15 protein-coding genes, 3 tRNA genes and 1 pseudogene are annotated in these 23,399 nt (G+C 58.5%); 7 read left to right on the top strand and 12 right to left on the bottom strand.

Going from position 1 to position 23,399, the window contains the following annotated elements; all coding sequences use genetic code 11:
• The first annotated feature begins 181 nt into the window (after positions 1-181).
• From ilvD to P5689_RS13905, 4 genes are all read left to right on the top strand, one after another.
• Positions 182-2,032, top strand: a complete 1,851-nt coding sequence (gene ilvD / locus P5689_RS13920; protein WP_023977411.1) for a dihydroxy-acid dehydratase — start codon at positions 182-184, stop codon at positions 2,030-2,032.
• A gap of 753 nt (positions 2,033-2,785) precedes the next feature.
• The gene (locus P5689_RS13915) at positions 2,786-3,028 is read left to right on the top strand and encodes a hypothetical protein (RefSeq protein WP_023977412.1); all 243 of its coding nucleotides are present in this window, start codon (positions 2,786-2,788) and stop codon (positions 3,026-3,028) included.
• A 15-nt stretch (positions 3,029-3,043) separates the two neighbouring features.
• Positions 3,044-3,826, top strand: coding sequence for a hypothetical protein (locus P5689_RS13910; protein WP_285533603.1), 783 nt, complete (start codon positions 3,044-3,046; stop codon positions 3,824-3,826).
• Positions 3,827-3,995: 169 nt separating this feature from the next.
• Positions 3,996-4,811, top strand: a complete 816-nt coding sequence (locus tag P5689_RS13905) for a DUF1868 domain-containing protein (protein WP_285533602.1) — start codon at positions 3,996-3,998, stop codon at positions 4,809-4,811.
• A gap of 81 nt (positions 4,812-4,892) precedes the next feature.
• Here the strand turns inward: P5689_RS13905 and P5689_RS13900 are convergent, their stop codons facing one another.
• The 4 genes from P5689_RS13900 to P5689_RS13885 form a co-directional block, all read right to left on the bottom strand.
• Positions 4,893-7,295 (bottom strand): TonB-dependent receptor, encoded by a 2,403-nt coding sequence (locus tag P5689_RS13900; RefSeq protein WP_408868580.1) that lies wholly within the window; start codon positions 7,293-7,295, stop codon positions 4,893-4,895.
• A gap of 192 nt (positions 7,296-7,487) precedes the next feature.
• On the bottom strand, positions 7,488-8,192 hold the full coding sequence (locus P5689_RS13895) for a tetratricopeptide repeat protein (RefSeq protein WP_285533599.1): 705 nt from the start codon (positions 8,190-8,192) through the stop codon (positions 7,488-7,490).
• A gap of 326 nt (positions 8,193-8,518) precedes the next feature.
• A complete protein-coding gene (locus tag P5689_RS13890; RefSeq protein WP_285533598.1) occupies positions 8,519-11,206 on the bottom strand; it encodes a valine--tRNA ligase in 2,688 nt (895 codons plus the stop codon).
• A 206-nt stretch (positions 11,207-11,412) separates the two neighbouring features.
• Entirely contained in the window at positions 11,413-12,882 is a 1,470-nt protein-coding gene (locus P5689_RS13885; RefSeq protein WP_023977418.1) for a TolC family outer membrane protein, read from the bottom strand.
• 192 nt (positions 12,883-13,074) lie between these two features.
• Between P5689_RS13885 and P5689_RS13880 the strand changes: the two genes are divergently transcribed.
• A tRNA-Cys gene (locus tag P5689_RS13880) sits at positions 13,075-13,148 on the top strand.
• A gap of 257 nt (positions 13,149-13,405) precedes the next feature.
• Here the strand turns inward: P5689_RS13880 and P5689_RS13875 are convergent.
• The 6 genes and pseudogenes from P5689_RS13875 to gatC form a co-directional block, all read right to left on the bottom strand.
• Positions 13,406-13,600, bottom strand: a complete 195-nt coding sequence (locus P5689_RS13875; RefSeq protein WP_023977419.1) for a hypothetical protein — start codon at positions 13,598-13,600, stop codon at positions 13,406-13,408.
• Positions 13,601-13,898: 298 nt separating this feature from the next.
• Positions 13,899-14,648: pseudogene (locus tag P5689_RS13870) on the bottom strand (IS5 family transposase); the annotation flags it as partial.
• A gap of 583 nt (positions 14,649-15,231) precedes the next feature.
• Positions 15,232-15,324 (bottom strand) — tRNA-Ser (locus P5689_RS13865).
• 88 nt (positions 15,325-15,412) lie between these two features.
• Complete coding sequence (gene gatB, locus P5689_RS13860) at positions 15,413-16,870, bottom strand: Asp-tRNA(Asn)/Glu-tRNA(Gln) amidotransferase subunit GatB (protein ID WP_023977420.1); 1,458 nt, start codon at positions 16,868-16,870, stop codon at positions 15,413-15,415.
• Complete coding sequence (gene gatA / locus P5689_RS13855) at positions 16,867-18,345, bottom strand: Asp-tRNA(Asn)/Glu-tRNA(Gln) amidotransferase subunit GatA (protein ID WP_031239913.1); 1,479 nt, start codon at positions 18,343-18,345, stop codon at positions 16,867-16,869. The genes gatB and gatA overlap by 4 nt, the downstream gene beginning before the upstream one ends.
• A complete protein-coding gene (gene gatC / locus P5689_RS13850; RefSeq protein WP_023977422.1) occupies positions 18,345-18,632 on the bottom strand; it encodes an Asp-tRNA(Asn)/Glu-tRNA(Gln) amidotransferase subunit GatC in 288 nt (95 codons plus the stop codon). The genes gatA and gatC overlap by 1 nt, the downstream gene beginning before the upstream one ends.
• A 74-nt stretch (positions 18,633-18,706) precedes the next feature.
• Here gatC and ruvX point away from each other — a divergent pair, with 74 nt between their 5' ends.
• Positions 18,707-19,186 carry a Holliday junction resolvase RuvX gene (gene ruvX / locus P5689_RS13845; protein ID WP_023977423.1) on the top strand — a complete coding sequence of 160 codons (480 nt, stop codon included), beginning with the start codon at positions 18,707-18,709 and terminating at the stop codon, positions 19,184-19,186.
• A gap of 53 nt (positions 19,187-19,239) precedes the next feature.
• Here ruvX and mqo read toward each other — a convergent pair whose 3' ends face one another.
• Both mqo and P5689_RS13835 read right to left on the bottom strand, forming a co-directional pair.
• On the bottom strand, positions 19,240-20,733 hold the full coding sequence (gene mqo / locus P5689_RS13840) for a malate dehydrogenase (quinone) (RefSeq protein WP_285533595.1): 1,494 nt from the start codon (positions 20,731-20,733) through the stop codon (positions 19,240-19,242).
• 140 nt (positions 20,734-20,873) lie between these two features.
• The gene (locus P5689_RS13835) at positions 20,874-21,776 is read right to left on the bottom strand and encodes an N-formylglutamate amidohydrolase (RefSeq protein WP_285533594.1); all 903 of its coding nucleotides are present in this window, start codon (positions 21,774-21,776) and stop codon (positions 20,874-20,876) included.
• A gap of 85 nt (positions 21,777-21,861) precedes the next feature.
• On the opposite strand from P5689_RS13835, the gene P5689_RS13830 reads away from it, so the two are divergent.
• A tRNA-Val gene (locus P5689_RS13830) sits at positions 21,862-21,936 on the top strand.
• Positions 21,937-23,399: the final 1,463 nt, after the last annotated feature.

The raw sequence follows: 23,399 nt of genomic DNA, 5'->3' as shown, positions 1-23,399 counted from the left end.
GCACGCGGTTTTTCCTCTGGTTCAATGACAAGCGGCGCGATGATTGAACAGACTTCCCCTTGCGGCAAGCGATTGGCCACGTTATTTCGCACAGGGTAATAAAAATACTCGTGCGGGCTCGTTGCTATTGCATTTCATGCGCAACACGCCCCCCCCACTCCAGCTCTCCCGGATCAGTCTCATGCCTGCCTATCGTTCCCGCACCACCACCCACGGCCGCAACATGGCCGGTGCCCGCGCGCTCTGGCGTGCGACGGGCATGACGGACAAGGATTTCGGCAAGCCCATCATCGCGGTCGCCAACTCCTTTACGCAGTTCGTGCCCGGTCATGTGCATCTCAAGGATATGGGGTCGCTGGTCGGTGGGGCGATAGCTGAAGCCGGTGGCATTGCGCGCGAGTTCAACACCATCGCGGTGGATGACGGGATCGCCATGGGCCATGGCGGCATGTTGTACAGCCTGCCCTCGCGCGAGCTGATCGCCGATTCAATCGAATACATGGTCAATGCCCATTGCGCCGATGCGCTGGTGTGCATCAGCAATTGCGACAAGATCACGCCAGGCATGCTCATGGCCTCGCTGCGTCTGAACATCCCTGTCGTGTTCGTCTCGGGCGGGCCTATGGAAGCCGGCAAGCTGGACGGCCCGGGTATCAACCGCAAGCTCGATCTCGTGGATTCCATGGTTGCCGCCGCCAATCCGAAGGTGTCGGATGCAGAATCGGAAGCCATCGAGCGCTCTGCCTGCCCGACCTGCGGGTCGTGCTCGGGCATGTTCACCGCCAATTCCATGAACTGCCTGACCGAGGCGCTGGGTCTTTCCCTGCCGGGCAATGGCAGCCTGCTGGCCACTCATGCTGATCGGCGCGAACTCTTCCTTGAGGCCGGGCGTCTGGTCGTTTCGCTTGCCCGTCGCTGGTACGAGCAGGATGACGCAACCGCCCTGCCGCGCAGCATTGCCACCAAGGCAGCTTTCGAGAACGCCATGACGCTCGATATCGCCATGGGCGGTTCGACAAATACGGTTCTGCATCTGCTGGCTGCCGCGCGTGAGGCCGGGGTGGATTTCCACATGGCCGACATAGACCGTCTGTCGCGCAAGGTGCCCAATCTGTGCAAGGTCGCGCCTGCGAAGAACGACGTGCATATGGAAGACGTGCATCGTGCAGGCGGCATCCCGGCCATTCTGGCCGAACTCGCCCGCTGCGACCTCATCGATACAACCGCCCATACCGTCCATGCGCCGACCCTCCAGGACGCGTTGAAGAAATGGGATATTCTTGAAGGCGATGACGACGCCTGCACGCGCTTTCTGGCCGCACCGGGCGGCGTACGTACCACCCAGGCCTTCTCGCAATCCAGCCGCTATCATGCGCTCGACACCGACCGTCAGCACGGCGTGCTGCGCGATCGCACCCATGCTTTCTCGCAGGATGGCGGACTGGCTGTGCTCTACGGCAACCTCGCCGAAGCGGGCGCCATCGTGAAAACGGCGGGCGTTGTGGATAGCCTCCTGACCTTCACCGGGCGGGCCCGCGTATTCGAAAGTCAGGAAGACGCCGTGTCAGGCATTCTCGCAAACAGGATCGTCGATGGCGATGTGGTGGTCATCCGCTATGAGGGCCCCAAGGGCGGCCCCGGCATGCAGGAAATGCTCTACCCGACCAGCTATCTAAAATCCAAGGGTCTGGCCGAGACCTGTGCGCTGATCACGGATGGTCGCTTCTCGGGCGGCAGTTCGGGGCTCTCGATCGGTCATATCTCACCCGAAGCAGCCGAAGGGGGATTGATCGGCCTGATCGAGGATGGCGACCAGATCGAAATCGATATCCCGAACCGCGTGCTGCGTGCCGTGGTGGCGGCTGATGTGCTGGAAGCCCGTCGCGCTGCCATGGAAGCAAAGGGGGATGCCGCCTGGACCCCGGATCGCGTGCGCGAGGTCTCCCCGGCGCTGCGAGCTTATGGCCTTCTCACCACCAGCGCCGCCAATGGTGCCGTGCGCGATCTGAGCCAGATCTCGCGCAAGGGCTGACCGACTGGCCATGATTCCGGCTTACCCGAGGATCATGGCCTGCTCTACCGTAGAGACGTGCCTGGAAACGCTTGCAACAGAAGGCATCAATACGGCAGGAGTGCAGGGGCTGACCTGTGTCGTTGAGATCTGAGGATAAACCTGTGCCCTGTAAGAGAACGCTAGGCGAGCCTCCCGCCCCGGTAGGCAACCGCCAACAGGCGGCCTCTCGCAAAAGAACATCCTGAAACAGACCGTTCATCCCTTCCCTAACCGGAATGATAGGCTGTCCTCTCCGCGTCCAAGAGCGTTCACGCACCTGTTCCGGGCTGCCACAGATCACGGGTCATCGCGACACCGAAAGACAATCATGGTGGGGCCATGACCAAGCACCGGAGACTCACCCATACCCCGCGCGTGTTGCTGGCGGCCCTGCCGGGACATCGCCACCTGCGGCAGAGAAGATTTCCGCAATCGAGGCGGAAAACACTTGGCGCTACTGACAGCCCGAAGAGGCCTTTTGCCCTTTTCGAATCCTTGGTGGCTTTGCGATACGGTATTGCCACGCCGAAAACATTTCGAATTGATATCATTCTCTCCCCGATTATAGACTTTCCGTCAGACCGGAAGGGTCCTGTCTTCGTTCAGTAAGGTCCTGATTGCTCCGAGCGCGATTGAACCTGGGACTTCACCCAACGTCTGCGTGATCCGAACCGGCAATCGCCCATCGGGGAGATTCGTGCGATGCTAATTGCCAGGACGATACAAGCGCTCATGATCCTCATTGCGCTCGCTGGCACCGGCGTTGCCAGAGCCCAGACAACCGATCGTATCGTGAACGCGGCAATCGTCGCGCAGAACTGCGTCGAAGGTGCCACGATCCTTCCTTTGCTCGGCGGTCCGGATGACGCCCCCATCATACCTGTGCGGGTCGAAGGGCACGATGCAGCCATGTATGTGAGCCCCTTATTCGGCCATCTGTTTGTCAGAAATGCGGGGGCAATCTGGTTCATCTAGGGACCGAGCCACCCGATGATCGCCCAGGCCCAAACTGACGCACCGACTGAGACAACAAGGGTCGATACACTTGAGATCGGGCCGATCGTGCTCCACGACCTCGTCGCAGAGCGCTATGATGATGGCCCGCTCAAATCTCTGGCTGGCAGGCCAATCATTGGTATCATCGGGCGTCCAATTCTACGGCATTTGCGGCTCATGCTGGATGTTCCCCATGAGAAGCTGGGCCTGCTGGCCTGGCGAGGCGGGCCGCAATGTGCCGCAGGGCCGGAGGGGCTTTTCACACGCAAGCCAGAGATCATCGATCTCGATCAGGAGGACCGCATAACAGCCTTCATCGACAATCACCCTGTCCATATCAGGCTCGACCCCGATCTTGTCCGTAGCGCCCTGCCAAGGGAGACGGTTACTGAAACACTGGCTTCGGCTGCCGATCTGGAGAAGGACCAGCCTGTCGTCACGAAGTTCGGGACAACGCAACGAGGCGTTCGCCATCGCTTCAATGACCTGCGCCTTGGCACGCGCGACTTCGGACCGACGGAATTCCTCGTGCTGGAAAACCTTTTCGACGGCGCCTTGGGCGCAAGCTTTTTCAAGCACGAGGTTGCCTTGATTGACTTTCACCATGGCAAGTTTCTCTTCGCACCGAGCACATCTCAGGTAAGTCAGCCGGATCTCGGCCTCCATTTCGATGCCTCGCATGAAGGGATCGCAACCGTACATGATACGCCACGCGAGGGCATGAATGGCCGACCCGTAGCCTTGGGAGGGCAACTGGCGCACGACGCGACGCCCTGAACCAGGGACTCCATCGCCGTTCCAACCCAATGCCGGATCGTACCGCAGGAAAACGCGTCAGTGCCATTTAGCGAACATGTCATGCACAAATGCGACATTTCGTGCCATTGAGATGCCTCGTCGTTACTTGCCCTGCGCAGACATGCTCAAGGCTTCCGGAATGTCTCTCATGCAACGCTTTTCCGCACTGCCCGTCTCAGACCGGCGTACTCTCCTGCTGGGCCTGGGCGCGCTCTTTCTGACAGGGGCGGCGCCCGCCTCTACCGCAGACAGAGAACCGGGCTGTGACGGGCCGCCCCTTCCAGTAGGTGGAGGCGATCGTCAGGGCAAGTTCGATGCGCAGGGCAAGCCTCTGTATTGGCCCGGCAACACGACGATCTGCCCTTTTGCCGAGACCCATCCCCTGTCGGTGGCCATGCTGGACATGAACGCCCTTATCCGCCGCGACTGGTCTGACCATATCGTGCCGACCCCGCCATCGAGCTACCATATGACAATTCTTGGTGGGGTCGACCCAGAGCAGAAGGCAAAGAACAACTGGCCATCAGGCATTTCCCCCTCGGTCACGATCGAGCAGACAACCGCGATCCTGCGCGATCGTCTCGCATCGAAAGCCTTCGAGTTTCCCGAGAAGATAGAGGTAGAAATCGACGCAGACCGGTTCCATGCGCCGCTGGCTGGTGTGCCCCTGCGCCCAGCGAATGCCGCGATGGCTACAGCCCTGTACGATTTACGCCGTCAACTTGCCGAGGCGATCGGATTTCATCCGGACAACCTGATGAGCTTCATGTTTCACGCGACCTATGGCTACAAGATCCGCCATATCCCACATACGCAGAAAGCACCTCTGCGCAAGGCTGTCCATGAATGGCGCCGCGTGACAGCCGAGAAGCTGGGAACCATCGAAATTCCGCCCCCAGTGTTCTGTCGTTTCGAGACGATGTTCGCCTTCACGCCGCTTCTTGCCCTGTCTCGCAAGGGCTGAATACCCAAACACCCTCACACCCGGAGGTGGAGGATCCCGCAGGTCTTGCCTGCCTGCGGGACCCGGGTCGAGCAGCCGCCTTCAATAGGTGAAGGACAGGCTACCCAGGAAGGTGCGACCGACCGACGGGGTTGCGCGATCGCTGAAGAGGTTGGAGTAGTTCAGACGATTGGCAAGGTTGTAACCGTTGAGCGCAAGGCGCCAACGATGGCCGACCATGTGTGACACCATCGCATCCCATTCTGTTGTATGCGGCACGCGCGCCGTGTTGGCTGCATCAAGCCAGACAGAATCACGCCATGTCAGCCCGCCACCAAAAGTGAGGTTCCATGGCTTGTTTGGCGCAATCGTATAGGTGCTCCAGATCGTCGCCATGTTCTTGGGCGCATACTGGATGCGCTTGCCGATATCGGCCGGTGTCAGCGAGCCCGTCGTCGTGGCATCGTAATAGGCATAAGTGCCGATCAGGCTCCAGTTGCGGGTGATCTGGCCCGAAAGGCTGAGTTCCACGCCCTGATTGCGCTGGCTGTCGCTCGACGACGACACACTTCCGGTAGAGGGATCGGTCATCAGCGCGTTGCCCTTCTCCAGGCGGAACAGCGAGGCCGTCGCGCCCAGTCGGCCATGCAGGAACTGCTGTTTGACCCCGATTTCATACAGGCTCGCCTTTTCCGGCTTGAATCCCTGTGTAGAGCTTTTGAGGGGCTCGGCACTATTGGTCACGTAGAGCCCGAGCGGTGTGGTTGAGCGCGCCCAGTTGAAATAGACCATCGTGTTGTCGCTGGGCGTATACATCAGACTGACAGTCGGATTGATGGTGTTCTGCTGCTGAGACAGGCGCGTATCGGCAGCTGTCGCCCCTTCGGTTGCAGAATAATGACTGTTCCAGTGATCCCAGCGGAAGCCTCCGCGAATGGAGAACCACGGCGCGAGCCACATCTGCTCCGAGAAAAATGCCCCGACGTCGGTGGCATCGCCGGTCTTGTAAAGCTTGCGTCCGGCCCCGCCGGAGAGATTGACAAGGTCGTACTGGTACTGCCCGAAGCCACCCAGCAACAGCCCCGGCTGAACATGCGAGGGATCGACCAGACTTGTGGTGTCGGTGCGCGTGCCGTTCTGCCCGTTGAAGTTATAGGCGTAGTTCTTGCGGCGATCGTAGATATGCTCAACATCCCAGCCAGCAATGATCTGGTGCCGGATGGAGCCCGTTCGGAAGTTGGCACGCGCCGAGAAGACGTTCTGAACGGACCAGTCATTCTGCTGATAGGGCTCGGGCCCGCCAAGATGACCGCGCCTGTTGACCTGAGCGGCTGAGGGATTTGTGAAAAACAGCTTCTGGCAAGTAGCGTCGCAGCCGGGCTGCGACGCCGAGAAGTAACGGTCGTACAGCCCGCCACGCAAATCGTCGGAAATCGTCAAGTGCTGGCTGATTTCAGAATTGAGGCGCGCGGTCAGCATATTCACATTGGATACGTCCTGATCGTAATTCGTGCCGTACCAGTTGTGACGGTTCAGCCCGTATTCCGTAGCCGGGCGCCCGACCGTGCTTCCGGGTTTAGTGACAATCGGCACGCCATAATCCGGGATGCGGTTATCGGATTGATGAAAATACTCAAGGGTAAAGCTCGTGCGGCGTCCGAGGCCAAAGCCGATTGACGGCGCGAGTCCCCAGCGATGCGAATAGATGTTATCGCGCCCAACAACATTGTTTTCGTTGCCCATGCCGGTGATCCGGATCGCCGACGCGTCGCCAAGCTGTTTGTTAACGTCCAGCGTGCCGCGGTAATACTCGCCCGAACCGCCGGAAAACTGCGCGTTATAGCTGTCACCCAGATGGGCGACCTTGGTCACGATATTGATGGCACCGCCTGTGGTACCATTGCCGAAGACCTCGGAAGATGGGCCCTTGATGACCGAGATATGGTCGTAATCGAAGCTGTCACGTGTATAGACGCCGAAATCGCGCAGGCCGTTTTCGTAGATGTCGTTCTGAGCCGCAAAACCGCGTATCAGGAACTGATCACCCGCCATACCGCCCTCACCCTCGCCGACCGATGCTGTAATGCCCGGCACGTTTCGCAGCGCCTCGTCGAGGGATTTGACGTTCTGCTGCTGCATCAGGATCTGGGGCACCGCATTGACCGTCTGCGGTGTGTGCATGATGTCCTCGGGCATACGACCCAGACCGATAGGCTGATGCAGGATGTTCATGCCTGTGCCACGCACCAGCAGATTCTCCTCGCCTCCCTTACCGGGAACGGCATCCGCTGAATCGGGCTGCCTCGCCCTCGTGTCCGGTCGATCCGACTTGTCCGCCCTGCTTTGCAGAGCTCCATCATGAAGAGCCTTGTCACGTCGGGCCGCACTGCGGTGAGCCCCCTCACGATTCCCGTTCTTGTGACGTGCTGTATCATGGGGCGCCGCCTCGTCATCCGACTGCACAGACTGCGCCTGAGCCTGCGCCGAGGTGCAGGCGAGCGTCATGCCGACAATGAGCGTCAGGGGATGTGAGGGACGTACCCGTTTAGCCGACACGATCGTTCTCCTTGTCTGTAGCGGGATTCGCTCCCGGCAATTGAGAATGGTTCCTATCTTTCGGCTTTATCGCCTGCAATCGTCTCGCAATTGCATCATGCGTGTTTATGTCTTTGTGTTGCTTATCTGCGACACATCATGTCATCCGCCGCCGGGTGACGTCGTCACACCGAGAAGCGCCAGTCTGGTGTGGACTCGAGGCAGAAGGTCGCGCGCACGCGGGTCATCCAGTGCGCGAAGCCTCTTTTGCATGGCGAGCAGCACATCCGTTGTCGCATCAGCCAGCGCTTTCTCCCACCAGTCCAGCGCCTCCATCTGCTTTCCGAGGGCGAGAAGTGCCGTCGCGTAATTATGCTGCCCTCGATAATCTCCTGCTTCTGCTGCTCGGCGATACCAGACAAGCGCTGTGGCGGGGTCCCGCGGTGTGTGCCACCCCTCCTCGATGAAACGGGCGAGAAGATTCATCGATTTGGGATGCCCGGCTTCCGCCCCGGTGCGGAACAGGGCGAGCGCGCGCGGCAGATCGGCCGTGATCCCGATGCCACGCATGGTCATGATTGCAAGATTATAGTTGCCCCAGAGATCGCCCTTTGCGGCGGCGATTCCGTAATGCGTCGCAGCCGCGGGCAAATCGACCGGGCCACCCCAGCCGAAATGATGGCAGCGCCCGAGCATATTATGAGCCGGGCCATAGCCTGAGGAGGCGGCGATACCGTACCATTGTCTCGCCCGGACCGGGTCTGACGGAAGGTAGATACTCTCAAGCAGGATATCGCCCCACTGAACCTGAGCAGCAACATGCCCCTGATGAGCCGCCTCACGAATAGCGCAGATCGTTTCTGGCAACTCGGGGCGGTCATCACGAGGTGATGTCCCCCTTTTTATCCGCCGCGATATGAGGCGTTTGAGATGAGACAGCACGGGTACGCCCCCAGAGTAGTCAGGCCGCCGCAAAGGCGGAGCCATCTCGCTCTATGCGCTGAAGTATCCTCACGCAACTGCGAATCTCTCGCATAACGTGCTCGATTCTGGAGGGAACGGGCTTGGGCGAAACCCAATTGGGCCCTTGCCCCAACATGGTATCACCCTCCCTGCCTGTCATGAACGGTACGTTGGACAGGCGGGGGTCATCGCGCAGAGCGCGTCGGCCACTCTGCGTGACGCTTGAGGGATCAGGCCCCGGCAAGCCGTGCCAGCGCAGCCTGGAGGCGCTCGCGATCATGGGTGAAACTCGCCAGACGCTCGCGATTCTCCTCGACCACCTCCGGCTTGGCACGCGCCACGAAATCGGCATTGCCCAGCTTGCGTTCGACCTTGTCGATTTCCTTGGCCAGACGATCGATTTCCTTTTCCAGACGCTGGATTTCAGCCCCGATATCGATAAGTCCTTCCAGCGGAAGGACGAGTGTTGCCTCATCGATTACCGTCAGCGCGGCTGCCTTGGGGGGCTCGCCCGCCAGAGCGGAGACCGATGTTACGCGCGCCATGCGCCCGATCACCGTGGCCCAGCGCTCGGCACGTTCCAGCGTTTCTGGGGTGGCATCACGCAGCAACACAGGCACCATCTGCGCCGGCGGGATGTTCATCTCCGAACGCAGGGTACGAATCTCACTGATAAGACGGATCACCCAGTCCATCTCATGAGACGCGATTTCGGCTCCCTGCGGCGGAACGAGGGTCGGCCAGGCGGACTGTGCCACACTCCCGCCAAACCCGAAGGATTGCCAGAGCTCTTCCGTCACGAACGGGATGACGGGATGCATCATCTGCAGGATAGCGCCGAGAACATGGGCGGCGACCGCACGGATTTCATCCTGCTCCGGCGTGTTCTCCGCGGCAAAGGCAGGCTTTGCGAGTTCAAGGAACCAGTCGCAGAACACGTTCCAGACAAAGCGGTAGCATGTGCCCGCGAACTCGTCGAAACGATAGGCGTCGAGCGCTGCCTTGGCACTCGCAACGGCTTTCGATGCTTCATCGAGGATCCAGCGTCCGAGCACGCTCTGCACGCTGGCCGGGTCGAAGCCGCTCACAGGCTTGACGCCGTTCATCTCGCAAAAGCGCGCTGCATTCCAGATCTTGGTGATGAAGGTGCGGTAATCTTCCACGCGCTTGCGGCCGAACTTGATATCGCGCCCCGGACCCGTCAGGGCACAGATTGCCATACGTGTCGCATCTGCGCCGAACTCGGCCACGAGGTCGAGCGGATCGAGGCCATTGCCCTTGCTCTTGGACATCTTCTGGCCGCGCTCGTCACGCACCAACCCATGAATCAGGACCGTGCTGAATGGCACGTCATCCATGAAGTGCAGGCCCATCATCATCATCCGGGCGACCCAGAAGAAGATGATGTCAAATCCGGTGACGAGCACACTCGTCGGATAATAACGCGCGAGTTCCGCCGTCTTGTCTGGCCAGCCGAGCGTTGTGAAAGGCCAGAGCGCCGAGCTGAACCAGGTGTCCAGCACGTCCTCGTCACGTGTCAGGCTGACATCATCGCCGAACTGCGCACGTGCCTGAGCAAGGGCCTCTTCCTCGCTGCGTGCCACAAACACGCTTCCCTCCGGGCCGTACCACGCCGGGATACGATGCCCCCACCAGAGCTGACGGCTGATGCACCAGGGCTGGATGTCACGCATCCAGGCGAAATAGGTGTTCTCCCATTGCTGGGGCTCGAAGCGGATGCGCCCCTCCTCAACCGCCTTGATGGCAGGCTGAGCAAGGGTTGCCGCGTCGCAATACCACTGTTCGGTCAGGCGCGGCTCGACAATGGCGCCGCCGCGTTCGGCGTAGGGCACCTGAAGCGTATGCGGTTCGATTTTCTCGATATGCTCGAGACGTTCCAGTTCCTCCACGATACGCTTGCGCGCTTCAAGACGGTCCATCCCTTCGAGCGACCGCACGAAGTCGATAGAGGAAAGCCCCTCGATCTCCTGCAACTCGGACGCGATTTCATCCAGCCAGATTGCTGCTGCCTCGTCCAGGATGCTCGGCATGGGCAGATCATGCCGCTTGCCGACCTCGAAATCGTTGAAGTCATGTCCGGGTGTGATCTTGACCGCGCCGCTCCCTTTCTCCGGATCGGAGTAAGTATCGGCCACGATAGGAATGCGACGGCCCGTGAGCGGCAACGTCACGAACTTGCCAATCAGCGCGGTATAACGCTCGTCTTCCGGATGGACGGCGACGGCGGTATCGCCAAGCATGGTCTCGGGGCGCGTGGTACCCACGACAATGGTCCCGCCACCCTCGACCGGGTAGCGCAGATACCACATGGAGCCCTTGGTCTCCTTGTTCTCGACCTCGAGATCGGAAATGGCGGAGCGGAACGCCGGGTCCCAGTTAACCAGACGCTTGGCACGGAAGATCAGGCCCTGCTGATGCAGGGTGACAAAGACGTCGCGCACGGCGCGTGACAGGCCCTCATCCATGGTAAAGCGCTCGCGCTCCCAGTCGGCCGAAGCACCGAGCGTACGCAATTGCTCGATGATCTGGCCGCCGGATTGCTCTTTCCAGGCCCAGACGCGTTCAAGGAATTTTTCGCGCCCCATCTCCTTGCGGCTGACGCCTTCCTTGTCGAGCACGCGTTCGACAACCATCTGCGTGGCAATGCCGGCGTGATCTGTGCCGGGCTGCCAGAGGACATTACAGCCTTCGAGGCGCTTCCAGCGGATCAGGATATCCTGAAGGACGAAATCGAGCGCATGACCGAAATGCAGCGTGCCGGTGACATTCGGCGGCGGAAACATGATCGAAAAAGCGTCGCCCCCTTTTTCAGGATGCGCTGCAAAAAGACCTTCTGCCTCCCACTGGGCATAGAGGCGGGCTTCACATGCCGCTGGGTCAAAGGTCTTTTCGAGCATTGTCTTCCTGTCACCTGTCTTGCCATATCCGCGTACCTGACGGGCCGGATATGAATCGAACGTCCAATGACAGCACTTTACAGTTTACACTGTGCCTCGCCAAACCCCTCGTTTCAATCAGCGTACCCGGATTCTGGAAATGACAGGGATTCTCGGCCTGAGCAGGACATGAAGCCTCGCCCGATTATGACCCCATGATTGCCAGATTATCGTCCAGGTTGGCTAACAGCATAGTCATTGATGCCCCACAAGCGATCCTTGACGGCTTTGTAGTAGGCTTTTTCATCGTAGAGCGGCACGTCGAGTTTGAGATCGACAGCTGTCAGGCGCCCCATCGCCGCAGCCACAGCATAGGACGACTGCACGAGCCCCGCCAGATTCTGCACGAGAGCCGTCTGAGCCTGAAGAAGGGTCTGCTGCTGCTGAAGCACTTCCAGCGTAGAGCTGGTGCCAACGATGGCCTGACGCTCGACACCATCGAGCGCGATGACGTTGGCTGCAATGGCCGTACGGTTGCTCGTGATCGAATCGTTGTATGCGCGGAATTGCTGCCAGTTGGAGGAGGCATCCTGGGCTGCTGAACGCCGGGCAATCTCGGTCGCTCTGCGCGCCGCCAGATATTGCTGTCGTGCCTGTCGCACTGCAGCGTATTCCGATCCGCCCTGATAGATAGGTACGTTGAAATTGATCATACCGTACTTATTGTCGGTGACCATTTTTCCGTAGCCTTGGTTTTTGATATATGAGTATCCAAGCGTTGCAGAGATCTTCGGGAGGATCTGGGCCAGCTGTACAGAGAAATTATCTTTCTGCTGCGCTTCAATGAACAGAGCATTGATGATTTGAGGGTTGTTGCGGGTCGCCTCGGCAACAACGTCCTTCTCCGCTTTAACCGGCAGCGCCAAAGGCTGGGGTGCGACCAGATTCGGCGCAGGAGGAACGCCGACGATCTGAAGATATGTCGCCTGCGCTGCTCGTAACGTTCCCTCACTTTGCTGGCGTGTTGCCTTAGCCGTTGCCAAAGCAGCCTGTGCCTGAGCGACATCGGTACGCGTGATCTCGCCCTGCTGGAAACGGTCCTGCGTCGCCTTCAGCTGCTCCTCAAGGACGTGCTCGTTATTGATATTGATCTGGAGGATCTGCTCGCTGCGGATTACGCCCAGATAGACATTCACCACGTCGTTGAAGACTTGCTGCTCGGTTTCTATCAGCTGCGCACGCTCTGCAAGAACAGTGTTGACGGCTTGGTGTGTCTGCGCCGTTGTCTTGCCACCCGTATAAATATTTTCGGTGATCGTCACACCACCCTGATATCCAGGGGTCGAGTATGACCTACTATAAGCAGGCGTGCCAAAGCTTGAACCTGGCTGTGGACCCTGAGCACCATAGATATTCGCGCCTTGATAGTAAGTGAGAGCCGCCTGACCCTGTATCTGCGGCCTCCACCCTGCGAGTGCTGAAGGTACCTGCTCGTCGGTGGCGCGCAATCTGGCGCGCTCCTGCCGCAGTGTCGGATTAGTCAAATAAGCCGTCGCCAGCGCTTCTTGCAGCGTATGCGGGATAAATTCAGGCGAGCCTTTGCCGTCATAGGTTTGCGCAAGTGCCGTCGTACTGTTCAGGAGCGCGATCAGACCGACACTGAGCGAAGTATAGGCTTTTAATTGATCCGTTTTCATGGATGGCCTTTCGATTGACGACAACGCTGCAACGGCGTGATGACATTATTCATGCGCTGATACTGAGGCGCGCTTGAGGCCTCATATGCCATATCCAGAGGCATTCGGAAATTTCTTCTTATTTCTCGATTACGATGCGCATACCCCCTTGACCGGAAGAGCTCTTGAAGAGATATAGCTCACACACCAGCCGGTCCGGTGGCAGAATGGTGATGCAGCGGACTGCAAATCCGCGTACGTGGGTTCGATTCCCGCCCGGACCTCCATATTTTCCTAAAAATCCCAGAAATCAGGCATTCTTGGAGAGTTGTAGAAGCCTCCCCTCGTGCGTTTTATAATTCCCATACGCTTCACTACTTCTGCATCCAGCTTTTTCTCGGCAACGACGCGGGTGTAGCGCTCGATTTCTGACGGGGTTTTATGACGCGTGATGCGGCTATCTGGTGTAGTGTACAGCCTGCTTCAGCAAGTCTCCGGGCCGCCGCTTTTTGCAAGCCATGACCCGAAATCCCCCCACATCCGCTCACGTCCAGAACTGGTTGCCAAGACCGTTTGACGATGCCTCATGCCCGGCCTGATTTTGCAGGTATGTGCCGCTCGTGAATGGCCCTATTGCGATGATATCGGCCAAGGTTGGATGGATCGCGACCGAACGCCGCGCACCGGTCTTTTGCTGGATCACGTCCAGGAAGCTATCGCGGATATCGTTCGGTCCCATTTTTACCGCATCCGATCGGCGCTGCCCAGTATAGAGCATTAGCGCGAACGCAAGCCGTTGTTGGGAGCCAACCGGCCAGAATGCCTCGTATTGGGCAATCTCTTGCTAGGACCAGGTGCGCGAGCCCTCCCCTCTCTCCTCCACTCGGCGAATGCCCGACGTTGGATCGACCGATGGCTGTTTATTTTCCAGCGCGTATCGAAAGAAAATGCCAAGCAAAGAGAGCCAGCAATTAAACATTGCGGCTGATCCGTAAGCAGACGCAATATTGCGCGAGTATGTATGGGCTCAGGACACGTAGCCGGAACATGACGATTGCGGCGGGGCAGATGGCTGAGAAGACAACGGTCGGGCATCTATCGTAGCGGGTTGCGACCTGCCGCCAGTCCTTAAGTCTTCCGAACATAACCTCGATGCGATTGTAGCGTTTATATTTTCTCTTATCGTACTTAGCCGGTCTTCCGCGAGATTTTCGTCCTAGAATACAGGGCTTTAGACCTTTTTCTTCCAAGCCGCTCTGAACCAGTCGACGTCATACCCGCGATCTCTCAAAATCCAGTGCTCTGCAGTAAGACTGCCCAGCGAGGCAGCGGTACCGGTATAGTCGCTGACCTGTCCCTCCGTCATAAAGAAGCTCAGCGGTCGTCCATTCTGATCCGTAATCGCATGCAGCTTCGTATTCTTGCCACCTTTTGTCCGTCCAATGAGAGGGCTTGGACCCTTTTTTAGCCCCACTTGAGGCCGTACGGTGTGCCTTGAGATAGGTCGCGTCAATCATAATGGTCCGAGGCTAGGCTTTCGCAGCAGACAGGCCATCCGTCATCCGCATAAAAATGCCCATATCGCCCCAGCGCTGCCAGCGGCTGTACAGCGTTTTGTATGGACCGTACTCCCGGGGCGCATCACGCCAGCGTAAGCCATTACGGTTCACAAAAATGATGCCGCTCGGCACACGGCGGTCATTGACACGAGGCTTGCCGTGGCTCTTGGGGAAGAAAGGTCGCAGACGCTCCATCTGTTCTTCTGTCAGCCAAAGCAGATCGCTCATCTTCAGTCCCCTTACAAAGCCTGAATGAGATTTCCGCATTCAAATCATTGGGTACTGAGCCCAAGACCAAAAATAAGACTTAATTCAGTTTCATTAGTATGCGCATAGATGAGACTTGCGACCGGTTACTCCGCCCCATTGAAGCAGGCCACCCCTTTTCTGCTTGAAATGAACCCATTGATACCGTCACCAAGCGAAAAATCGTTGGGCGCATCCCGAAGCACAGAGCGACGATGCCACCCGATACCGGAAAACTCTCTCCATCTTCGCTCTAACCTGAACCGTTACCGCAGCAAATCACATGAAAGCTCGACGTGCGCGATACCAAAGACGGACGAGCACAGCCTTGATATCGGCCAATATATATCTTTCAATTATCGAATTTATTTACTGTTTACTGAAAATACCAAAAAAATCTTCAAATCCGCCGGTCAAACGATCGGCAGTTTTGAAAACCAGTATGATTCGGACATGCGTATATTCCTCACTCCCCACACAGAACATCTTTGTTTAAATATGCGCGATGTTGCCAAGCATAGGCCAAGCAATAACGCGATATCGGATTTGAGAACTTAGGAAAAAGTGGCGGAGGGGATGGGATTCGAACCCACGGTACGGCTTGACACCGTACAACGGTTTAGCAAACCGCCGCCTTCAGCCTCTCGGCCACCCCTCCGCCTAGAGGGACGCAGTTTTCACGGCGTTTGCAGAACTGCTTCTAGGGGGATTTGCTCTTCACGTCAAACCCCCCTTCGGCAGATTTTTTACTCTGCGAGCAGCTTGACCAGCAGCTCGTTCACCATGGCCGGATTGGCCTTGCCCTTCATGGCTTTCATGGTCTGCCCGACAAAGAATCCGAACAGCTTATCCTTGCCGCTCTTGTATTCTGCGAGCTTGTCGGCATGGGTCTGAAGGATGCCGCGAATCTCGGCTTCGATAGCCCCGGTGTCGGTAACCTGACGCAGCCCCTTGCGCTCGACGATGACCGAAGCCGAATCACCGGTCTCGAACATGTCCTCAAGCACTTCCTTCGCGATCTTGCCGTTGATCGTCGAATCCGTGATCAGCGCCAGAAGCTCCATGAGCCCCTCAGCCTTGACCGGGCTTGTTTCGATCGTCGCACCCGTCCGGTTTAGTGCTGCGAAGAAATCACCCAGCATCCAGGTGACCGCCAGGCGCGGGTCACTGCCCTTGGCCACGGTCTCGTAAAAATCGGCAATCCCCTGCTCTACCGTCAGAACACCCGACTCATAGCGTGAAATGCCATAGGTTTTTTCCAGGCGCTCGCGCTTGGCCTCGGGCAGTTCCGGAAGAGCGGCGCGCAGGCTTTCAACCCAGTCACGCTCGATAAGAAGCGGCAGAAGATCCGGATCGGGGAAGTAGCGATAATCATGCGCGTCTTCCTTGGAACGAAGCGAGCGCGTCTCGCTGCGAACGTGATCGAACAGTCGTGTTTCCTGATCGACTGTGCCACCGGCTTCCCAGATCTCGACCTGTCGTGCCGCCTCGACTTCGATCGCCTGCATGACATAGCGGATCGAGTTCACGTTCTTGATCTCGCAACGCGTGCGATATTCCTCGCCCGCTTTGCGTACCGAGACGTTCACATCGGCACGCATCGAGCCTTCTTCCATGTTGCCGTCACAAGTGCCCAGATAACGCAGAATCTGGCGCAGCTTGCGCAGATACGCCCCTGCCTCTTCCGGCGAACGGATATCGGGCTCGCTCACAATTTCCATGAGCGCCACGCCGGCACGGTTCAGGTCAATGAAAGAGCGCGTAGGGTCCTGATCGTGCATCGACTTGCCGGCGTCCTGCTCGAGATGCAGGCGCGTGACACCGATATGGCGCACAGAGCCATCGGCGAGTTCGATCTCGACCTTCCCCTCACCTACAATCGGATGAGCAAACTGGCTAATCTGGTAACCCTGCGGCAGATCAGCATAGAAATAGTTCTTGCGATCAAACCGGCTCATCAGATGGATCTGCGCATTCAGCCCCAGCCCTGTCCGTACGGCCTGAGCCACACATTCCTGGTTGATGACCGGCAGCATGCCAGGAAAGCCTGCGTCGATCAGGCTGACATGGGTGTTGGGCTCGCCGCCATATTCGGCCGAGGCACCAGAGAACAGCTTGGCATGGCTGATGACCTGAGCATGGACTTCGAGCCCGACCACGATCTCCCAGGGGCCTGTTGTGCCTTCAATGATATAGCCGCTCATGCGATTGCTCCCGCATGCAAAGCAGGCCTGTGCGTGAAGCCCGCTGCCTTTTCCATGACACGCCCGGCGGCGAACAATGTCTCTTCCTCGAAATAGCGGCCGATCAGCTGCAAGCCGAGCGGCAGACCGTCATGGTCCAGTCCGGCCGGCAGAGACAGCGCAGGCACGCCCGCCATGCTGGCTGGCACGGTGAAGATGTCGTTCAGATAAATCTGCACCGGATCGGTCGGACGCTCAGAATGAGCAAAAGCTGCCGAAGGCGCGGTTGGTGTCAACAGCACATCGACGTTCTCGAACGCCTTGAGGAAGTCGCGCTGAATGAGCGTACGTACCTTCTGCGCACGCAGGTAATACGCGTCGTAATAGCCAGAAGAGAGCACATAGGTGCCCATGAGGATACGACGGCGGACCTCCTCACCAAAACCAGCATGACGCGTGGCTTCGTAAAGTTCATCGAGTGTACCAGCGTCAACGCGCTCGCCGAAACGGACACCGTCATAGCGTGCCAGGTTCGAGGACGCTTCGGCCAGCGCCACGATATAATAGGTCGGCAGGCCGTATTTCGTGTGAGGAAGCGAGACATCGACAATCTCGGCGCCTGCATCACGCAGCCATGCGATACCCTGATCCCACAGGGCCTGGATGTCCGCTGGCAGCGTATCCGGGCGATACTCGCGCGGAATACCAACCTTAAGGCCCTTTACACCACGCTCGAGCGCATCCTCGTAACGCGGCACAGGGCGATCGACAGAGGTGCTGTCCTTCGCATCGAACCCGGCCATGGATTCCAGCATGATGGCGCAATCTTCCATCGTGCGTGCCATAGGCCCGGCCTGATCAAGCGAGCTGGCAAAGGCAATCGTGCCAAAGCGCGAGCAGCGCCCATAGGTCGGCTTGATGCCCGTAATACCGCAATAGGCTGCGGGCTGACGAATGGAACCACCCGTATCCGTGCCCGTCGTGCCGAGCACAAGGCCAGCGGCAACGGCAGCAGCAGACCCGCCGGAAGACCCACCGGGAACCAGCTTGTCATCAGAGCCCTTGCGGCGCCACGGATTGACCACCGGGCCAAAAGCCGACGTCATGTTGGTCGACCCCATCGCGAACTCGTCGAGATTGGTCTTGCCAACGAAGATCGCCCCGTCGGCCAGCAGGTTTGATGTGACCGTGCTTTCATAGGGTGGCACGAAATTGCGTAGGATATCGCTCGAAGCCGTGGTGCGCACACCATTGGTGCAGAACAGATCCTTGATACCTAGAGGCAAGCCACAAAGTGAGGGCGCATTGCCCGTGGCCAGCAGGGCATCGGCCGCACGAGCCGACGCGCGGGCTTGATCTGCTGTAACGGTAACAAAGCTGTTGATTTCACCGTCAAGCTTGTCGATCGCGTTCAGAAAGTGATCGGTCAGTTCGACGGCAGACAGGCGACGCTCCCTGAGAGCCTTTCGCGCAGAGGCGAGGGTCAGATCATGCATCACTCAACAACCTTGGGTACAGTAAAATAGGGACCGACAGAGTCGGGCGCGTTGGACAGCACAGCGTCGCGCTTGTCGCCATCGGTCACAGCGTCTTCACGCAGGCGCGGCATGGCCAGACCGGTGCCGATCATTGGGGGCACATCGGTAATGTCGACTTCGTTCAGTTGCTCGACCCAGCCCAGGATGCCACTCAGCTCCTGGCGCATGGCTTCACATTCCTGATCACTCAGGCCAATTCTGGCCAGTTTTGCTATGCGCCTGACTGTGCGCGTTTCCAACGACATAAAGGATCGACTTTCCTGAAAGTGAGCGGATAATCCCGACGGTCCAGAATTTTGCGAGATCATAACGCCTTCCCATGAGTCTGTTCAATCCATACGCCCTGCGCGATGCCCTCCCCCCCGGCTCCCGGCTACTCGGGCTCGATCCCGGCCAGAAGACAATCGGGCTGGCCCTGAGCGATGTGACGCTCATGCTCGCCTCGCCCTATCTGAGCCTGAAGCGCCGCAAATTCGGCGAGACCGCCGAAGAGATCGGTCGTATTGTGCGCAAGGAAGGCATCGGGGGGCTGATATGCGGGCTACCGCTCTCGCTCGATGGATCATTCGGCCCAGCGGCCCGCTCCGCACAGGACTGGATGACGGAGCTCTCAACCCGGCTCGATTTGCCGGGCTGCTGCTGGGATGAGCGGCTTTCTTCCAGCGCGGTCAATCGCTTCCTTATTCAGGAGGCCGATATGACACGCAAACGCCGGGCGGAAGTGGTGGATAAAATGGCCGCAGCCTACACGCTGCAATCCTGGCTGGATGCTACGTCACCACAACCTGAGTTCGACTGACTGGGGGCAGAGGCGTGCCTTGCACAAAGGTACGCCCGGGGCACATTCTTGCTTCAGATCCCAAGCACACGTCCCGTCTGTTCGCGTATCCGGCGGCAGGCGGATTCATCCTTGCGCAGATCAAGACCATAACTCGGTATGATGGCCTCCAGGCGCGTGCGCCATTCCGGCAGGCGGGAAGCGAAATTCTGCTGGACCACCTTCAGGGCTACAGAAGCTGCAATGGAAGCGCCGGGAGAGGCCCCAAGAACCGCGGCGAGGCTGTGGTCCTGCGTGCTCAACACTTCCGTGCCGAATTTGAGTGTCCCACGCCCGTTCTCGCGCTTGATGATCTGTACACGCTGCCCAGCCACGGCGACGCGCCAGTCATGTTGTCGGGCTGACGGGTAGAAATCCTGCAGTGCTGCGAAGCGCGAAGAGGGTTTTTGGAGAACCTGCCCGATGAGATACCGCACGAGGTCGCGGTTATCGACCATCACGTCGAACATGGCGCGCGCATTGTCAGTCGTGATCGAGCGTGGCAGATCCGTCCAGCGGCCGGATTTGAGGAATTTGGTCGTGAACCCGGCATAGGGGCCAAACAGCAGATAGGGCCGCCCGTTGATAATGCGCGTATCCAGATGCGGCACAGACATGGGGGGAGAGCCCACGGCGGCCTTGCCATAAACCTTCGCCGTGTGACGCTGGCACAGGTCAAGATTATCAGCGTGCAGGAACAGACCACTTACCGGGAAGCCCGCATAACCATGCGCCTCGGGCAGATCGGCACCCTTGAGCAGTTCGAGCGCAGCCCCCCCTGCCCCGACAAAGACGAATCCGGCCGAGACCGTGCGCGTCTCACCCGTCTCGGTATTCTGCACACTGACACGCCAGCGCGGGTTGCTGCTTGTCCCGCGCCCCTCGCGGTCAAGCGCGGTCACCTTGTGGCGGTAATGAACATCGATGCCCGGCTCGTTGCGAAGATTATTGAAAAGGGTGCGTGTCAGCGTGCCGAAATCGACATCGGTACCCTGTTCCACACGTGTGGCTGCCAGCGTTTCGCCGGGACGACGTCGCGCCATCATCAGCGGCGCCCACTCCGCTATCTGGGCCGCATCCTCGCTATAGGCCATGGTGTCGAAGCAGTGATGGCGCACCATGGTCTCGTACCGCGCGCGCAGGAAGGCAACATTCTCCTCGCCGCGCACGAAGCTCATATGCGGACAACGCCGGATGAACGACGACGGATCGGTGATCCAGCCTTTCTCAACCAGATGCGCCCAAAGCTGGCGGGACAGATCGAATTCCGTGTTCACGTCCAGCGCCTTGGCCATGTCAATGCTGCCATCGGGGCGACGCGTGGTGTAGTTCAGCTCGCAATACGCAGCATGGCCCGTTCCGGCATTATTCCATGCTTCGGAACTTTCCTTGGCGCATAAATCGAGCGCCTCGAAAACACTGATCGTCAGGCTTGGGTCAAGCGACCGGATGAGGGCTGCGAAACTCGCGCTCATGACACCGGCACCGATCAGGACGATATCGGGGCGCTCTTGGCAGGTCTGGGACATGAGGCAGCTCTTCCAGTCTTGTGAGGACGTATCGGGCGCATCCAAGCGAGCCCGCGAGGCCAGCAAGGAGTGCGAACGCTCTTCAAACACAGCTTGATAGCATCAATCGAGCCCCCAGGGGCCGGATCAGCCGGAGTTGATCATCCGATACAACGATTATCACATGGTTTGCGATACGTCCTGAACGCGCCGGCAAGCTCAATGATCCCCGAGAGTGCATTTTCCAACCGAGCTCTGAGCGACGCGAAGTCCGGGGATGGACGTATGGTGGGCTCATCAAGGTAGAGCCGACGGCTGATTTCGACCTGGATCACATGGACCTGCCGATCAGGCGTGCCATAGCGCTCTGTAATGTACCCTCCGGCATAAGGCCGGTTCCGGCCAACCGAAAACCCCTGCGCACCCAACCGATGCGCGACCCCCTCGACAATTTCAGGTGCACAACTCGTGCCATGCAGGTCGCCGAGAATAATGTCCGGCAGACGGAGGTGGGGAATGGTCGGCATCGAGTGGAGGTCCAGCAGGACGCAGGTCCCGAACCGGCTTTTGCATCGTTCGATCATGCCCTCCAGCGCCTCGTGGTAGGGCAACCAGCACGACGCGATTCGCTGCGACGCCTCGGACACCGGCAACTGATAACGGTAGATCCCCCGCCCTGGCCCCGCGATACGCGCCATCATACCGAGCCCACTGCGCACCTTGGCTGTGTTTGTCAGGCTTCCCTCGGGCAGACGCTCGCGAAACATGCCGGGATCGAGCTCCCAAGCGTAGCGGTTTGCATCGCAATAGGCCCGGGGAAACTGGGCGCAGAGCAGCGGTATCCCCCGTGAGGGGGAGGCCTCGAACAGCAGATCGACATACGCATCTTCACTGCGGCGCAGGGAGATAAGATCCAGGCGGGTCTGACTTAGAAAGCTTTGAGGATAAGCACGACCGGAATGGGGCGACGCCAAAATGAGTGGCGCCACGGGCGCGGCCACATCATGAAGCGAAAAACTGTTGGAAAGACAGAGCTCTGGCTCCCACGACGCGCTCTGGATCATTTTTTTTCCGCTACGGTGTTTTTTTTAGAAAACCCATCTTGCCAGCCCCGTCAACGCCCGCTAAAACCCCGCTCACGGACCGGATGGGCGCATAGCTCAGCGGTAGAGCACTACCTTGACATGGTAGGGGTCACAGGTTCAATCCCTGTTGCGCCCACCATCCGGTCCGTCGATAATCCCCCAAAATTTATGATTTTGGCTCGCACACTTGAACGATCAGTGTCCTGATGGTCCAGAGCTCTTGCCGCAACGCGCAGGCTGCACTCGCACCATCCTGCCCATGCTGCGTCCTGATCATAAGCGTATAATTCGGCACGTCTGCCTATGTCTGACACGCCGCACGACCATCTCCACAGGCGAACTGACCGCGGCCTCAGCTCGCGCCGCGGCTTAGAGGGGGCGCTTATTCCCCGAGGCTCTAAAGAAAGGTGTATTGGGGAGAGCGCTTGGACAGACCCACGACGATCAATCGCGACAAGCACAACTGAACCGGGCATCCCCCAGAGACGGGATATCAGCGTTCAAGGGCTACACACCGATATTTCCCAACATCAACAGAATCAGTGGACACCTCTATCTTCTGGTTATCCTGTCGAAACACCGCGCAGAGCTACGCTCGGTCTGGTCGCCAATGTCAGGTCTGTTGCAAAGCCGCCCGGAGCGAGCGCGCTTGGTTCTTTCATCCCACAACGAAATCAGCGCCTTCCTTCGTGCCACCCGATCAAGCCCATCGACAATGGAAAGCGTCTAGTTCCAAGCGAGCAACAGGTCGCTGGTGCGCTGAACGTGACGGCAGTATGGCGCCATCATGACCCAACATTAATCATGTTTCGCGAGCCAGAAACTGAACGGGTTCCACATAAACCCGTTCCACTCACCATCATGTGATCATCGCTCCGACCGCGTCACGGCAGTAAAGATGCGCAATCGAGGCACTCTGTATTGGCTGCTCGATCGCTGGCGGCACCCGAACGTCTGCGGTCGTCAATCTTAGGTTAACATTTCAAATTCGCAAAGACCCATTCGTTGAAGACGTTCGCGCAACTCGTCACGAAACTTGGATGGGTGACAGAGAATTCTGGCGCGGGAAGCGTTCGAGGTCAGGGATCTCGGCCATATGACGTAAAGATTTAATCTTTGCCGTGATGAAAAGGCTTGCAGATTCATCGTCAAACTTCGTTAAATAGTGGAGACGTCCTTTGTTAAAAATAATAACATCTCATAAGCAGGTCCCATGCTGAAAAGTTCACTCGTTGTTTTGGCCGCACTCATCACATGGGCTGCATCATCCCTGCTCGCGTCATTGGGGATGCCCAACTTCTCGTCATTGACTGATAGTCTGGACCTGTTTGGCGAAGTGCTGTTTGCGGCGGGCATACTGATGATGTTCGTGCGCCTTGCCTTGAATTCATATCGCAGCAATCTCAGCGCAGGCAGCCCTATTGGCCAAACCAGACGCAGTTGAAGCGTCTGGCCCAGAGTGGCCATTCAAGCGTCTGAGCGCAGGCGCTGGCTCAAGCGCACTGGGATAAGCAAGCAGGATTTTCAAATCAGGCAACGCCCCCTGCTCTCTGTAGAGCGCCGGATCGTTCGATCACTCAAGAAAACCTGATCGCGATTGCC

Origin of the sequence: Asaia sp. HumB (genome assembly GCF_030263835.1) — a bacterium.
GTDB classification, from domain to species: domain Bacteria; phylum Pseudomonadota; class Alphaproteobacteria; order Acetobacterales; family Acetobacteraceae; genus Asaia; species Asaia bogorensis.
Note: the sequence above shows the minus strand (reverse complement) of the source record. Positions and strands in the feature narration are given on the sequence as shown.